This is a genomic window from Xenorhabdus sp. SGI246 (assembly GCF_040838225.1).
Taxonomy (GTDB): domain Bacteria; phylum Pseudomonadota; class Gammaproteobacteria; order Enterobacterales; family Enterobacteriaceae; genus Xenorhabdus; species Xenorhabdus indica.
Window position 1 is genome coordinate 1 of record NZ_JBFPEZ010000025.1, and the last position, 15,086, is coordinate 15,086.

Here is a 15,086-nt window from a genome sequence, read left to right on the forward strand (position 1 = left end):
ATTTGTGTAGAAGAGACAGGCTTTAAAGCAGCCTTTTTCTATAAAAATAGCTTATTTTGTGACTATTTACTGGTCAATAAATTCTTAACTGCATCACCAATGTCAGCAAGACTGCGGACAGTCTTCACGCCCGCAGACTCCAGTGCTGCGAATTTTTCATCCGCTGTACCTTTACCACCTGCAATAATCGCTCCTGCATGTCCCATTCGTTTACCTTTAGGTGCAGTGACACCCGCAATGTAAGCTACAACCGGTTTAGTGACATGCTCTTTGATATACGCAGCAGCTTCTTCTTCTGCTGTGCCACCAATTTCACCAATCATGACAATAGCTTCAGTCTGTGGATCTTCCTGGAACAGTTTCAGAATATCAATAAAGTTTGAACCTGGGATTGGGTCACCGCCGATACCAACACAAGTGGATTGACCTAATCCTGCGTCAGTTGTTTGCTTCACGGCCTCATAAGTCAAAGTCCCTGAACGAGACACAATACCTACTTTACCTGCCTTATGAATATGACCGGGCATAATACCGATCTTACATTCATCCGGAGTAATAACACCCGGACAGTTAGGGCCGATCATACGAACGCCAGCCTGATCCAGTTTTACCTTAACTGTCAGCATATCCAGCGTTGGGATACCTTCAGTAATAGTAATGATCAGTTTAATACCTGCATCAATAGCCTCCAAAATAGAGTCTTTACAGAATGGTGCTGGTACGTAAATCACAGAAGCTGTCGCACCTGTTGCTTCAACTGCTTCACGAACGGTATTAAAGACGGGCAGACCGAGATGTTGCGTACCACCTTTACCTGGCGTTACGCCACCAACCATTTGAGTACCGTAAGCGAGTGCCTGTTCTGAATGGAAAGTACCCTGACTGCCAGTGAAACCCTGACAAATCACTTTGGTGTTTTTATCAATTAAAATAGACATTATTTGTTCCCCGCTGCTGCGACTGCCTGTTTAGCTGCGTCTGTCAAACTGGTTGCTGCAATGATATTCAAACCACTATCAGCCAGTTTCTTCGCCCCCAATTCAGCATTATTCCCTTCCAAACGAACGACTACAGGTACGTGAACACCTACTTCTTCCACCGCACCAATAATACCGTCAGCAATCAGGTCACAACGGACAATACCACCAAAGATATTTACCAAAACAGCTTTCACATTTTCATCCGACAGGATAATTTTGAAGGCTTCAGTAACACGCTCTTTTGTCGCACCACCGCCTACATCAAGGAAGTTAGCCGGAGCGCCACCGTGCAGCTTGACAATGTCCATCGTTCCCATCGCCAAACCAGCACCATTTACCATACAACCAATGTTGCCATCCAACGCAACGTAATTCAGTTCCCATTGTGCAGCCTGAGCTTCACGTGGATCTTCCTGCGAAGGGTCGTGCATTTCACGCAGTTCGGCCTGACGGAACATAGCATTACCGTCCGCTCCCAACTTCCCATCCAGACAGACAAGATCACCTTGTGTTGTAATAACCAACGGGTTAATTTCAACTAGAGCCAGATCACGTTCAAGGAAAAGGTTTGCCAATCCCAGGAAAATTTTAGTGAATTGGTTGACTTGTTTACCAGTCAGACCTAGCTTGAACGCCAGTTCATGGCCTTGGTAGGACATAGGGCCAGCCAGTGGATCGATGATTGCTTTATGAATCAGTTCGGGCGTTTCTTCCGCCACTTTTTCTATTTCGACACCACCTTCGGTAGAGGCCATGAACACTACACGACGTGTACCACGGTCAACAACGGCACCGAGATACAGCTCCTTAGCAATATCGGTAGCCCCTTCTACCAGGATCTGATGGACAGGTTGCCCCTGTGCATCTGTCTGGTAAGTTACCAGTCGTTTACCTAGCCACTGTTCAGCAAAAGCACGGATATCTTCCTTGCTATTGACGATTTTCACGCCCCCGGCTTTACCGCGACCGCCTGCATGAACCTGACATTTAACGACCCAAGGGCCTGCACCAATTTTGGATGCTGCTTCTTCTGCTTCGCGCGGTGTAGTGCAGGCATAACCAGCAGGCGCTGGTAAGCCATACCGTGCAAAAAGTTGTTTTGCCTGATACTCGTGTAAATTCATGATGTTCTATCCATAATTTAATCTAAGAAAGGTAAATTACCTTCTATTTTGTTGCTCTGGATATGACCAGCCCGAAGGCTGGCCGCATAATTTGTTACATCAGCACTTTTTACATCAACATCGTTTTTTCAGACTGGACGGAATTTAACACCCTCCGCCCTGATGGTGATGCTATACATCCAGCAACAAACGTGTTGGATCTTCCAGCATTTCTTTGATAGTCACCAGGAAGCCTACAGACTCACGCCCGTCAATCAGACGATGGTCATAAGACAGAGCCAGGTACATCATTGGAAGGATCTCAACCTGACCATTTACTGCCATTGGGCGATCTTTAATAGCGTGCATGCCAAGGATCGCACTTTGTGGTGGGTTAATGATAGGAGTGGACATCAAGGAACCGAAGACACCACCATTGGTAATGGTGAAATTACCACCGGTGAGCTCTTCAACGGTCAATTTGCCGTCACGGCCTTTAATAGCCAGTTCTTTGATGTTTTTCTCAATATCAGCCATGCCCAATGCATCTGCATCACGCAATACTGGCGTCACCAAACCACGAGGTGTAGATACTGCGATGCTGATATCAAAATAGTTGTGGTAAACCACATCAGTGCCATCAATAGAAGCATTAACTTCTGGATAACGTTTCAGCGCTTCGACAACAGCTTTCACATAGAAAGACATGAAACCCAGACGAACACCGTGACGTTTTTCAAACTCATCACCGTATTGCTTACGCAATTCCTGAATTGGCTTCATATTGACTTCGTTAAAAGTCGTCAGCATTGCGGTGTTGTTTTTCGCTTCGAGCAGACGTTCTGCAATACGCTTACGCAAACGAGTCATTGGGACGCGTTTTTCACTGCGGTGTGGCAACTGAGATGGTTGAGCCGCTGGAGCAGATTCAGCGGCTTTAGTGCTCTCTTTTTTATTCGCAGCGATATATTTTTCTACGTCTTCACGCACAATACGGCCACCTACACCACTGCCTCTAATCGCAGCAGGATCTAAATCATGCTCGGCAATCAAACGACGAACTGCCGGACTCAGTGCATCATTGCTTTCTTCTTCCAAAGACGCTGTCTGACGTTGGGCTGGTGTTGCTTCTGTTTGTTCTTTCACTACAGCCGGCATACCCGTACTGTCACTCAGGCTAATACGGCCAAGCAATTGCTTAGACAGTACAGTGGCACCTTCTTCTTCCAGAATAGATTCCAGAACACCCGCTTCACTTGCTGGTACTTCTAAAATCACTTTGTCTGTTTCGATTTCAACCAAAATGTCATCACGTTCTACGGTATCACCTGGTTTTTTATGCCATGTCGCAACAGTGGCATCCGCAACAGATTCAGGAAGGTCTGGAACCAGAATTTCTACGCTACTCATTTTCTATCCTTATTTATTCAACGTTCAGTGCGTCATTAACCAGAGCTTGCTGTTGCTGCTGGTGAACAGATGTATAGCCCACAGCCGGGGAAGCAGAAGCCGGACGCCCTGCATAACGTAAAGAAGCCCCAAATGGGATCGCTTCACGGAAATTATGTTGACTGCAATACCAAGCCCCTTGGTTCAGTGGCTCTTCCTGACACCAAACAAAATCATGCACATGAGCATATTGTTCAAGTAAAGTCTGCATGTCCTGACGCGGGAATGGATACAGTTGTTCAATGCGCACAATGGCGACGTCGGTCTGCTCGTTCTTACGACGTTGTTCCAGCAGATCGTAATAAACTTTACCGGAGCAAAGTACAACACGTTTCACACCTTTTGGCTCCAACGCATCAACTTCACCTATTACTGTCTCAAATCTACCGTTAGCCAATTCATCCAGGCTGGAGACCGCCAATGGATGACGCAACAACGATTTAGGTGACATGACTATCAGAGGACGACGCATACCACGGAGTGCCTGACGACGAAGCATGTGGTAAACCTGAGCCGGAGTTGATGGCACACAAACTTGCATGTTCTGTTCTGCACACAATTGCAGGTAACGTTCCAGACGTGCTGATGAGTGCTCAGGACCTTGTCCTTCGTAGCCATGCGGCAACAGCATGACCAGACCACACATACGACCCCATTTTTGTTCACCAGAACTGATGAACTGGTCAATCACAATCTGTGCTACGTTGGCAAAATCACCAAACTGGGCTTCCCAGATAGTCAATGCACGAGGCTCTGTCGTTGCATAACCATATTCAAATGCCAGTACAGCTTCTTCTGACAGGACTGAATCCCATACGTTAAATACCCCCTGACCATTGTGAACATTTGCCAGAGGGACATAAACAGATGCATTAGCCTGATTATGGATAACCGCATGGCGGTGGAAGAATGTACCACGGCCAGCATCTTCACCAGACAGACGAACTGGAATACCTTCATCAACCAAAGTTGCATAAGCCAGTGTTTCCGCTCCACCCCAGTCAAACAGTTTGTTGCCGTTGGCCATTTCTGCACGATCAGCATAGATTTTCGCAACACGAGAGTGCATTTCCACTTCGGCAGGAATGGTACTAATGCGTTTGCCAAGATCTTGTAAACGCTTCATATCCATTTTATGTGGATACTCTTCATCCCATTCGTGATTCAGGTAAGGTTCCCAGGTAAACGAATGCAACCCCATTGGACGCCATTCATCTACAACACATTCACCATGATCCAATGCATCACGATATAAGTTGACCATTTCAGTTACATCGTTAGGCGACAGCAGACCTTCTGCGATGAGTTTGTCCGCATAGATCTTACGTGGAGTCGGGTGTTTCTTGATTTTCTGATACATTAGTGGCTGAGTTGCACTTGGCTCATCAGCTTCGTTATGACCGTGACGACGGTAACAAACCAAATCAATCATCACGTCTCGTTTAAAGGTATTACGGAAATCCAGGGCCAGGCGGGTAACAAAAGCGACAGCTTCTGGGTCATCAGCATTTACGTGGAAAATCGGTGCCTGAACCATTTTTACAACATCAGTACAATATTGTGTTGAACGGGCATCTTTCGGGTTAGAAGTCGTAAAACCAATCTGGTTGTTAACCACAATGCGAACAGTACCACCAACTTCATAGCCGCGGGCCTGAGACATGTTCAGTGTTTCCTGAACAATCCCCTGCCCTGTTACCGCTGCATCACCATGAATGGTTACCGGCAACACCATGTTGCTCTGGCCTTCATCAAGACGGTCACGGCGAGCACGTACTGATCCAATAACTACAGGGCTGACAATTTCAAGGTGAGATGGGTTGAATGCTAACGCTAAGTGCACCAAACCGCCTTCGGTTTCGAAATCAGAGGAAAAACCCTGATGATACTTCACATCACCTGTTCCGAGATGTTCTTTATGTTTTCCGGCAAATTCATCAAACAGATCAGCAGGTTTTTTACCCAAGATATTAATAAGAACATTGAGGCGACCACGGTGAGCCATGCCAAGTACAACTTCGCGTGTATCTTGCTTGCCTGCATGACGGATCAAATCCTTCAGCATTGGAACTAGTGCATCACCGCCTTCCAGAGAAAAACGTTTCGCTCCTGGAAATTTAGCCCCCAGATAACGTTCCAGACCTTCCGCCGCAGTTAACTCCGCCAGAAAGCGACGTTTTTCATCTGCGCTGAATTGTGAGCTGACAGAGACAGATTCCAGGCGCTGCTGGATCCAGCGTTTTTCTTCTGTATTAGTGATATGCATATATTCCGCACCAATAGAGCCGCAGTAAATGCGTTTCAGTGCATCATACAAATCCGCCAATTTCATTGTCTCTTTGCCGCTAGCAAATGAGCCTACATTAAACGTTTCTTCAAAATCAGCTTTTGTTAAATTATGGAAAGCAGGATCGAGATCCGATACAGGTTCCTGTTTCCATAATCCCAATGGATCAAGATTCGCATGTTGATGACCGCGGAAGCGGAATGCGTTAATAAGCTGCAAAACCTTAACTTGTTTTGCATCCATTGCTGGATCGCTGACTGAAGTGTGGTAACGAGTGGCATCCTTTGCCAGACGACGGAAGTAATCACGTGTCTGTGAGTGAAGTTGTTCCCCGTGAAGTCCTGCATCCGGTAATTGTTGGAAAATTTCTCTCCAACCTGTATCAACAGAATTAGGATCGGTTATATAGTCTTCATAGATTTGCTCTATGTAAGACTGGTTTGCACCAGCCAGAAAGCTTGAGTCCAGCCAGTCCTTCATTGCACCGTTCTGCATTGTGATCCCTTAAGCTTTAAAAGCTTTAGTTTTCGCCGTGGTTAACAAATACCGCTTTATTAATAAGCGGTGTTGATAAAAGGTTCATTTGGACGTGCTTAATGCATGTTCTTTATTTGGGTTATCCTACCCTTCAAGGAACCTTTAAAAACTGTCTCTCAGTTTTTAAAGGTCCCTTATTCCAAGAACATACGCCGTCATTAGCAGCAGGCAATTTATCATTTTTCATTCTTTATGCCCTCCACTGGTTTGATATTTATTTCAAAATTGTGGAGGGCAACCTTATATGCATTATTTACACACAATTTATGTGTTATTTATGCACTATCTATACATTGTCAGTATATTTAAATAAATAATACTTTAATTAAGCACTATGCCTTAACAACATTGACTTAATATGCCCAATCGCTTTTGTCGGGTTAAGGCCTTTAGGACACACATTGACGCAGTTCATGATCCCATGACAACGGAAGACACTGAAAGCATCATTCAGTCCATCTAATCGGGATGAGGTTTCAGTATCACGGCTATCAATTAGAAAACGATATGCAGCTAAAAGACCCGCTGGCCCAATAAATTTATCCGGGTTCCACCAAAATGACGGGCATGACGTCGAACAGCAGGCACACAAGATACATTCATAAAGACCATCCAGTTTTGCACGCTGTTCTGGTGATTGCAGATGTTCACGTGCAGGTGGATTTTTACCGTCATTGAGCAAATAAGGACGGATTTTTTCATATTGCGCGTAAAACTGCCCCATATCAACAACCAGGTCACGAATAACTGGCAAACCAGGCAGCGGACGAATAACAATCTTCTTGTTACCACGGCGTAGTGCTGAGACAGGAGTAATACAAGCCAACCCATTTTTACCATTCATATTCAGACCGTCAGAACCACATACACCTTCACGGCACGAACGGCGGAATGACAACGTTGGATCTTGTTCCTTCAACTGGATAAGTGCATCCAGCAGCATCATGTCACGCCCTTCTTCAGCTTCCAGCGTGTAATCCTGCATACGGGGTACGTTGTCTACATCCGGATTATAACGATAAATTGAGAATTCAAGTTTCATAATCTATTTCTCCGCAACTGGAACATCAACAACGCAATTAGTAAGAACGCACTTTTGGCGGGAAGGCTTCACGCAATTTTGGCTGCATGTTCACTTCACGACGGGTCATGCTCTCAGTCTGCGGTAAATACAAGCTATGGCACAGCCAATTTGCATCATCACGCTCTGGATAATCGAAACGGCTATGTGCTCCACGACTTTCTGTACGGAAATTTGCTGCTACAGCAGTCGAATAAGCGGTTTCCATCAGGTTATCCAATTCCAGACATTCGATGCGCTGGGTATTGAATTCTGATGATGTATCATCCAAACGGGCATTTTGCAGGCGCTCACGGATGACTTTCAATTCATCTAATCCCCTCGCCATCGCATCACCTTCACGGAATACAGAGAAGTTGTGCTGCATACAAGCCTGCAATGCCTTACGGATTTCAACTGGATCTTCGCCTGAACGGGTATTGTTCCAACGGTTCAGACGTTGCAAGCCTGCTTCAACATCAGACTCGCTGGCATCACGGCTGGTTCCCTGTTCCATCAGGCACTCTTTCAAGTGCAAACCAGCAGAGCGACCAAAAACCACCAAATCCAGTAATGAATTACCCCCTAAACGGTTCGCACCATGAACAGATACGCAAGCGATTTCACCCACAGCAAATAAGCCCGGAATGATAACATCTTCGCCTTTCTCATCAATAGTCAGTGCCTGACCAGTAATCTTAGTTGGAATTCCGCCCATCATGTAATGGCAGGTTGGGATCACCGGAATCGGTTCTTTTACAGGATCTACATGGGCAAAAGTGCGGGACAGTTCAAGAATACCCGGCAGACGCGATTCCAGAACCTCTTTACCCAAATGATCCAGCTTCAATTTCACGTGAGGTCCCCATGGGCCTTCACAACCGCGACCTTCACGGATTTCGATCATCATAGAGCGTGCAACCACATCACGACCAGCTAGATCTTTAGCATTTGGTGCATAACGCTCCATAAAGCGTTCACCATCTTTATTCAGCAGATAACCACCTTCACCACGGCAGCCTTCTGTCACCAATACACCAGCACCCGCAATTCCTGTCGGATGGAATTGCCACATTTCCATATCCTGGACAGGAACACCAGCACGCAATGCCATACCAACACCATCACCAGTATTGATGTGAGCATTAGTCGTAGATTGGAAAATACGGCCTGCACCGCCTGTTGCGAGAATTGTTGCCTTAGCTTTGAAATAGACAACTTCACCTGTTTCAATACAGATGGCTGTACAGCCAACAATAGTACCATCTTGGTTTTTTACCAGATCCAGAGAATACCATTCAGAAAAAATGGTCGTATGATTTTTCAGGTTTTGCTGATAAAGGGTATGAAGTAATGCGTGACCAGTACGGTCAGCAGCAGCAGCTGTGCGGGCAGCTTGCTCACCGCCAAAATTTCTGGATTGCCCACCAAATGGACGCTGATAGATACGTCCATCATCCAAGCGTGAGAATGGCAACCCCATGTGTTCCAGTTCCAAAATCGCTTCAGGGCCAGTTTTACACATGTATTCGATGGCATCCTGGTCACCGATATAGTCGGAGCCTTTTACCGTGTCATACATATGCCATTCCCAGTTATCATCATGAGAGTTACCCAGAGCAACGGTAATGCCACCCTGTGCTGAAACTGTATGGGATCGAGTCGGAAAAACCTTAGAAATCAGGGCACAAGACAAGCCCATTTGTGAAATTTGCAATGCAGCACGCATACCTGCGCCGCCAGCACCAATAACAACAGCGTCAAACTCTCTTACCGGCAGTTTCATTTATGCACCCCACACAACAATTGTTCCGTAAATCAAATAAGCCAGCAGCGCAACAATAATCACCAGTTGCAACACAAGACGCAGTGCCAGTGGCTTCACATAATCTGTCAGCACCTGCCACATTCCGATCCATGCGTGAACCAGAATAGAAATCAGTGCCAATATGGTGAACACTTTAGTGAGAGATGAAGAAAAAAAACCACTCCAGACTTCATAGGTGATGTCTGACGTTGTTGCTACAAAACCAACGAGATAAAGAACATATAAAACAATAACGATTGCAGATGCACGTAACAACAGCCAGTCCTGAATACCCGTGCGCCCCAATGCGGATGCGTTGCTTACCATATTAATACCCCGGCCAGAATAGACAGAATAACTGCGATCACTATTGCCACTTTGGCAGAAGTTTTACCAGTAGCAAGGCTCTCTTCCAAAAAGCCAAAATCCATTAAAACATGGCGGATCCCACCACATATGTGGTAACCCAATGCCGTTAATATCCCCCACAGGATAAATTTGGCGAAAAAGCCAGTCATAATTTCAGATGCATGCTGGAAGCCCTCTTGCGAAGACAGTGACATACCGAGCAACCACAGCAAAATGCCGACTGCTATAAAGGTGATGACGCCTGAGATACGGTGCAAGATCGAAGCTATCGCGGAGACGGGTTGATTTATCGTCCGCAGATCGAGGTTGACAGGTCTTTGTTTTTTCACAATTTTGCCCACACAGCTTTTTTTTATTTTCCATCCTCCGGCCCTGGGTGGGAATCAGACAGCGTTAAGAGGATACAAAGACACAACATCATTAATTTAACAATCCTTACTGTTCATCAAACGTTGTGATTTGATTACGCTGGGTGCTCCTACATCAGGTATCCGGAGACCTTAACGCAGTATAAGTACTTCACATTGTTATTACAATTCCCACACAATATGATTATTAACATTTAGCTTGAACAGTGAGTAAGATCACGCTTCAAACATTTATCATAAAAACCACTATCTTGTTTGACAAAGATTAAACATTTATCTTACATATATGGCGGTGCATATTATCCACCGTCGTTTTCCGATGAAAAAGTAAACTTCACGAAAAACGCGAGCTTTATAAAAGTATCATTATGACACAAAATAGTAACATTTTATGTTAAAAATACTTTAGATATGACATCCAGAAACTTTTTAACAACCTGAAAACGATTGTCGTCCGTAAATGAGATTTCAGCACTAAATGTATACAGCCTGATTTTTAATTCTCTCCGGTAGCACAATGCCGTCGGCACAGTGAAAAATTGCGCCTATCTGAAGGTTGTTAGGGGTTATAAAAAATAAGCGCTAAGGAGATGTAAATGGCTGATAAAAAGGCTACGTTGACCATAAATGGTTCAGCTGCTATCGAACTAGACGTACTAACGCCAACCCTAGGTTCTGAAGTGATTGACGTTCGTACCCTCGGCTCAAAAGGCTTCTATACCTACGATCCCGGTTTCACTTCCACTGCCTCCTGCGAGTCGAAAATCACCTATATTGATGGCAACGAAGGCATTTTGCTGCACCGTGGTTTTCCCATCGATCAGCTCGCAACGAAATCAAACTATCTGGAAGTTTGTTATATTCTGCTGTACGGGGAGCCACCAACACCCGAAGAATATGAAAAATTCAAAAAAACTGTGACTCGTCATACGATGATCCACGAACAGATTACCCGTCTGTTCCACGGTTTCCGCCGTGATTCTCACCCTATGGCTGTACTTTGTGGCGTGACTGGCGCTCTTGCCGCCTTCTACCACGATGCAGTGGATGTTCATAATCCTCAACACCGTGAAATCACTGCATACCGTCTGTTATCCAAAATGCCAACTGTGGCAGCAATGTGTTACAAATACTCCATTGGTCAACCTTTTGTTTATCCTCGTAATGATCTTTCTTATGCCGGTAACTTCCTGTATATGATGTTCTCAACGCCTTGTGAAGAATATAAAGTCAATCCGGTGTTGGAAAAAGCAATGGATCGCATTTTTATTCTGCATGCGGATCATGAACAGAATGCTTCAACTTCAACAGTACGTACCGCGGGTTCTTCTGGTGCGAATCCATTCGTCTGCATTGCTGCGGGGATTGCATCATTGTGGGGGCCTGCACATGGTGGCGCAAATGAAGCTTGTCTGCGTATGCTGGAAGAGATCCAGACTGTCGATCACATTCCTGAATTTGTCGCACGCGCCAAGGATAAAAATGACTCCTTCCGCCTGATGGGCTTTGGTCATCGCGTCTATAAAAACTATGACCCACGCGCAACCGTGATGCGTGAAACCTGTCATGAAGTACTGGATGAACTTGGTCTGAATGATAGTTTGTTGGAAGTTGCCATGGAGCTGGAACGTATCGCCCTGAACGATCCGTACTTTATTGAGAAAAAACTGTATCCGAATGTCGATTTCTATTCCGGTATTATTCTAAAAGCAATGGGGATTCCATCCTCCATGTTTACCGTAATCTTTGCCATTGCCCGTACAATTGGCTGGATTGCACACTGGAATGAAATGCATGACGATGGCTTGAAGATTGCGCGTCCTCGCCAGCTTTATACTGGTCATGCTAAGCGCGACTTCACAAGTCAGATTCAAAAATAATCTGACAAACTTACTGACACACTTTATATTCTGAAGCGTGTATATACTGCACCTTACCTGCCAATCCACCACAATTGGCTTGCCATCTGACAGTGAGGTGCAGTATCCGCTATGTATATCCCCGTTATTATTTCAACAATTATGATGTCTTCTACTGGTGACACTATCAGTTATTTCTCCTCCTCAAATCCCCTGCAACTGCTTTTGCCCCTTAGCCTGCCATATATTCACGTGGCGGCTTTCCCATGATTTTGCGAAAGAACGTGACAAAAGTACTGTCATTGGTAAACCCTAACTCCTGAGCCACATAAGATATCATCTTACCCTGTGCTAATAATTCAATTGCCTTAATCAATCGCCATTGTTGCCGCCATTGTTGGTAACTCATTCCCGTTTCACGCTGAAATATGCGGGTAATGGTTTTTTCACTGGCACCGATATAAGTAGCCATTTCCTGTAGTGGTGGAGGTAATTGCTCAAACGACAAACGGGCCAAACGACGATCCTGAGGTAAAGGCAATAAAGTTGGCTCTCGACGTGCCTCGTAAATTTCATCAAAAAACACTGCCAATAAGTGTGCGTTTTTTCCCTGATTCCAGTCAGTATCAAAAGGCGATATTGCAATACGTTCCAAAACTGCCTGTAGCAATGGTGTAGCTTCCAGTACTTCACTCCTGTCAGGTATCCAATCCATTTCAGAAACATCAATATAGATAGAACGATAGCCAACAGAGCCTCGCATTTCCGCCCGATGTAATGTCTTTGGCGGGATCCATGCCACTCTGGTCGGAGGTAAAACAGAAATCTGATTAGCCAAAGTGATCTTGATACAACCCCGCTGAGTAAACAGTAGCTGCCCCATATTATGTTGATGAAAACCCGAATCGTGCTGCCCCAACTCTGCCGCAATGCCTACTACAGGTACATTCAAACTGTCAGGATCAAAATGATCACTTTGCCTCAACCATGCCACGCTAGCTCCCGTTAAATTAATGTCCGATTATATAAATTTATTGTCTTTTTTATTATAAATAGACAGTTATCAGAATGCTAACCTTCTGGTCATCAAACATTGACGAAAAAATACCATGCAAGTTAAACCATCACTTTGGCTCGCTATTGCTTTAATGATGTTTCCTCAAATTGTGGAAACTATCTATAGTCCTGCCCTGATCAATATTGCCAATAGTTTTGCCGTCAGTGCAGGACAAGCCTCACAAACCTTGTCACTCTACTTTCTTGCCTTTGCTTTTGGTGTTGTCGTATGGGGTCGCATGTGTGATGTTATTGGCAGACGTCCTGCTATTATTGCCGGATTATTACTCTATGGTCTGGCTTGTGTTATGGCGTTATTAGCAGAGCACTTCTGGTTACTACTGGTTGCCAGAATATTATCCGCTTTCGGAGCAGCGGCCAGCTCAATCGGGACACAAACTATCATGCGCGATAGTTATCAGGGAGAAGAACTGGCACGTGTTTTCTCCATTATGGGCATTGCATTGGCTGCCAGCCCTGCCGTTGGTATGATCAGCGGCTCTGTACTGAATCATTTTGGCGGTTATCAGGCCGTATTCGCAGGATTGACTATTTTGGCTGCTATTTTGAGCAGTTGGTCTGTTATGCGCTTACCAGAAACACGCCCGTTAACTGTAACAAAAGTTGCGCTATCTGATACCGCCAGCATGATGTTGAAAGATATTGCCATTTGGCGAAGTGCGTTTCTCATCGCTTTATTCAATGTTTGTCTATTCAGCTACTATCAACTGGCTCCTTTCCGCTTTGCACAATTCGGATTATCACCAGAGCTTTTCGGTTATACAGGGCTACTCTTCACACTCGGTGTTGGGGTGGGGTCAGTATTTAATAAGCAATTTTTAACAAAGAACTGGCCAACTAGAAAAATCATATCTCTTGCGGCATGGCTCGTCTTATTAAGCGGGATTGGTGTTTATCTGCTTGAAAATAGATGGCTGTTTATTTTCCCTATGTTGGGTATTGTGATTGCTTATGGCCTTGCAATCCCCAATATTTTGGCATCTGCATTAAATCGCTATACAGATAGATTGGGCACCGCAGGCGCTTTGTTAGGGTTATTTTACTATTTGCTGTTAGGGGCTGGCTTAGCGCTTGCTGGTTGGAGTCAAGCGTTAGGTACGATATTGATCTACAGTGGAGTCATAATTATCTTTTTATCACGTAAGTAAATAATACCCTGATCAATAAAAAAACTGAGGCTATTGATTAAATAGCCTCTTTCATTGAAAAATCTGTGATACACATCAAGCCGGATTAGGAATATCAATAAAAGTGACATCCAACCCATGATGATTCGCCAGCCATTCACCAAGCGTTTTGATGCCATAGCGCTCAGTGGCATGGTGCCCTGCCGAATAAAAATGTAACCCCATTTCACGGGCAACATGGATGGTCTTTTCGGATACTTCACCAGTAACAAAAGCATCAACACCAAATTCAGCAGCTTGCTCAATAAAACTTTGTCCGCCACCTGTACACCATGCGATAGTGCGGATCTCTTCCCTGGCGTTATCGCCACAATGCAGTACCTTGCGTTCCAATCTTTTTTCAAGACGCTCAGATAATTCTGCCGGAGTAATCGGTTGATCAAATGCACCATGAGGAAGTAATGGATCAATCGTTCCTATGATTTTCACGCCCATCTGACGTGCTAACTGAACATTATTGCCCAATGTAGGATGAGCATCCAGCGGGAGATGGTAGCCATACAGGTTGATGTCATTGCAGAGTAAAGTTTGTAAACGACGGCGTTTCATACCCCGAATAACAGGTGATTCATTCTTCCAAAAATACCCATGATGTACGATGACAGCATCAGCTTCCAAACGAACAGCTTCATCCAGTAGAGCCTGACATGCTGTCACGCCCGTTATAACCCGTTGAATATGACGGCGTCCTTCCACCTGTAATCCATTAGGGGCATAATCCTGAAACTCACGAACATTCAGTTCCGTATTGAGTACATGCTCTAATTCAACATTATTCATTACACCCCCCTTATTATTTAGCTTTTTCACCATAGAAGACGTACCTATTCTTCGCTTAGCCAAAGTGATATATATGTATTAAATAACAACATCAGTAGTCATAAGCAATTAAGAGCAAAACACCTTGCCAGCTTAAGCTGGCAAGGTGTCAGAATACTACATTTAATTCTATATTCAGTAGGCTATATCAGTCAGGAAACATTATGCAGAAAAAACGAAGAAC

12 protein-coding genes are annotated in these 15,086 nt (G+C 44.8%); 2 read left to right on the forward strand and 10 right to left on the reverse strand.

The annotated features are described in order from the left end of the window. Nucleotides 1–62: 62 nt before the first annotated feature. The 8 genes from sucD to sdhC all read right to left on the reverse strand — a co-directional run bounded on the left by sucD (nucleotide 63) and on the right by sdhC (nucleotide 9,933). Nucleotides 63–938: a succinate--CoA ligase subunit alpha gene (sucD, locus tag ABLA85_RS06315; RefSeq protein WP_367962331.1), complete on the reverse strand. Its 876-nt coding sequence runs from the start codon at nucleotides 936–938 to the stop codon at nucleotides 63–65. Continuing rightward, nucleotides 938–2,104, reverse strand: coding sequence for an ADP-forming succinate--CoA ligase subunit beta (sucC, locus tag ABLA85_RS06320; RefSeq protein ID WP_367962334.1), 1,167 nt, complete (start codon nucleotides 2,102–2,104; stop codon nucleotides 938–940). The genes sucD and sucC overlap by 1 nt, the downstream gene beginning before the upstream one ends. A gap of 171 nt (nucleotides 2,105–2,275) precedes the next feature. After that, nucleotides 2,276–3,493: a 2-oxoglutarate dehydrogenase complex dihydrolipoyllysine-residue succinyltransferase gene (odhB, locus tag ABLA85_RS06325; RefSeq protein ID WP_367962337.1), complete on the reverse strand. Its 1,218-nt coding sequence runs from the start codon at nucleotides 3,491–3,493 to the stop codon at nucleotides 2,276–2,278. Between the two features lie 13 nt (nucleotides 3,494–3,506). Continuing rightward, entirely contained in the window at nucleotides 3,507–6,314 is a 2,808-nt protein-coding gene (sucA, locus tag ABLA85_RS06330; RefSeq protein WP_367962339.1) for a 2-oxoglutarate dehydrogenase E1 component, read from the reverse strand. Between the two features lie 367 nt (nucleotides 6,315–6,681). Further along, the gene (locus ABLA85_RS06335; RefSeq protein WP_340620694.1) at nucleotides 6,682–7,398 is read right to left on the reverse strand and encodes a succinate dehydrogenase iron-sulfur subunit; all 717 of its coding nucleotides are present in this window, start codon (nucleotides 7,396–7,398) and stop codon (nucleotides 6,682–6,684) included. Nucleotides 7,399–7,435: 37 nt separating this feature from the next. Continuing rightward, nucleotides 7,436–9,202: a succinate dehydrogenase flavoprotein subunit gene (sdhA, locus tag ABLA85_RS06340; protein ID WP_367962342.1), complete on the reverse strand. Its 1,767-nt coding sequence runs from the start codon at nucleotides 9,200–9,202 to the stop codon at nucleotides 7,436–7,438. After that, nucleotides 9,203–9,550: a succinate dehydrogenase membrane anchor subunit gene (gene sdhD, locus ABLA85_RS06345; protein WP_099134517.1), complete on the reverse strand. Its 348-nt coding sequence runs from the start codon at nucleotides 9,548–9,550 to the stop codon at nucleotides 9,203–9,205. It abuts the gene before it with no gap. Continuing rightward, the gene (gene sdhC, locus ABLA85_RS06350) at nucleotides 9,544–9,933 is read right to left on the reverse strand and encodes a succinate dehydrogenase cytochrome b556 subunit (protein ID WP_047682427.1); all 390 of its coding nucleotides are present in this window, start codon (nucleotides 9,931–9,933) and stop codon (nucleotides 9,544–9,546) included. Before sdhC ends, sdhD begins: the two co-directional genes overlap by 7 nt. 623 nt (nucleotides 9,934–10,556) lie before the next feature. Here sdhC and ABLA85_RS06355 point away from each other — a divergent pair. Next, nucleotides 10,557–11,840 (forward strand): citrate synthase, encoded by a 1,284-nt coding sequence (locus ABLA85_RS06355; RefSeq protein ID WP_047682429.1) that lies wholly within the window; start codon nucleotides 10,557–10,559, stop codon nucleotides 11,838–11,840. A gap of 211 nt (nucleotides 11,841–12,051) precedes the next feature. Here ABLA85_RS06355 and ABLA85_RS06360 read toward each other — a convergent pair whose 3' ends face one another. After that, nucleotides 12,052–12,813, reverse strand: a complete 762-nt coding sequence (locus tag ABLA85_RS06360) for a helix-turn-helix domain-containing protein (protein WP_367962346.1) — start codon at nucleotides 12,811–12,813, stop codon at nucleotides 12,052–12,054. A gap of 115 nt (nucleotides 12,814–12,928) precedes the next feature. Between ABLA85_RS06360 and ABLA85_RS06365 the strand changes: the two genes are divergently transcribed. Further along, nucleotides 12,929–14,044 carry an MFS transporter gene (locus ABLA85_RS06365; RefSeq protein WP_367962347.1) on the forward strand — a complete coding sequence of 372 codons (1,116 nt, stop codon included), beginning with the start codon at nucleotides 12,929–12,931 and terminating at the stop codon, nucleotides 14,042–14,044. 75 nt (nucleotides 14,045–14,119) lie between these two features. Here ABLA85_RS06365 and ABLA85_RS06370 read toward each other — a convergent pair whose 3' ends face one another. Then, on the reverse strand, nucleotides 14,120–14,863 hold the full coding sequence (locus ABLA85_RS06370) for a type 2 GTP cyclohydrolase I (protein ID WP_367962350.1): 744 nt from the start codon (nucleotides 14,861–14,863) through the stop codon (nucleotides 14,120–14,122). Nucleotides 14,864–15,086 lie beyond the last annotated feature (223 nt).

What these genes read in the sequence shown, in the direction of transcription:
- sucD (WP_367962331.1), bottom strand. Translation starts at nt 938, where the DNA reads ATGTCTATTTTAATTGATAAAAACACCAAAGTGATTTGTCAGGGTTTC.
- sucC (WP_367962334.1), bottom strand. Translation starts at nt 2,104, where the DNA reads ATGAATTTACACGAGTATCAGGCAAAACAACTTTTTGCACGGTATGGC.
- odhB (WP_367962337.1), bottom strand. Translation starts at nt 3,493, where the DNA reads ATGAGTAGCGTAGAAATTCTGGTTCCAGACCTTCCTGAATCTGTTGCG.
- sucA (WP_367962339.1), bottom strand. Translation starts at nt 6,314, where the DNA reads ATGCAGAACGGTGCAATGAAGGACTGGCTGGACTCAAGCTTTCTGGCT.
- ABLA85_RS06335 (WP_340620694.1), bottom strand. Translation starts at nt 7,398, where the DNA reads ATGAAACTTGAATTCTCAATTTATCGTTATAATCCGGATGTAGACAAC.
- sdhA (WP_367962342.1), bottom strand. Translation starts at nt 9,202, where the DNA reads ATGAAACTGCCGGTAAGAGAGTTTGACGCTGTTGTTATTGGTGCTGGC.
- sdhD (WP_099134517.1), bottom strand. Translation starts at nt 9,550, where the DNA reads ATGGTAAGCAACGCATCCGCATTGGGGCGCACGGGTATTCAGGACTGG.
- ABLA85_RS06355 (WP_047682429.1), top strand. Translation starts at nt 10,557, where the DNA reads ATGGCTGATAAAAAGGCTACGTTGACCATAAATGGTTCAGCTGCTATC.
- ABLA85_RS06365 (WP_367962347.1), top strand. Translation starts at nt 12,929, where the DNA reads ATGCAAGTTAAACCATCACTTTGGCTCGCTATTGCTTTAATGATGTTT.
- ABLA85_RS06370 (WP_367962350.1), bottom strand. Translation starts at nt 14,863, where the DNA reads ATGAATAATGTTGAATTAGAGCATGTACTCAATACGGAACTGAATGTT.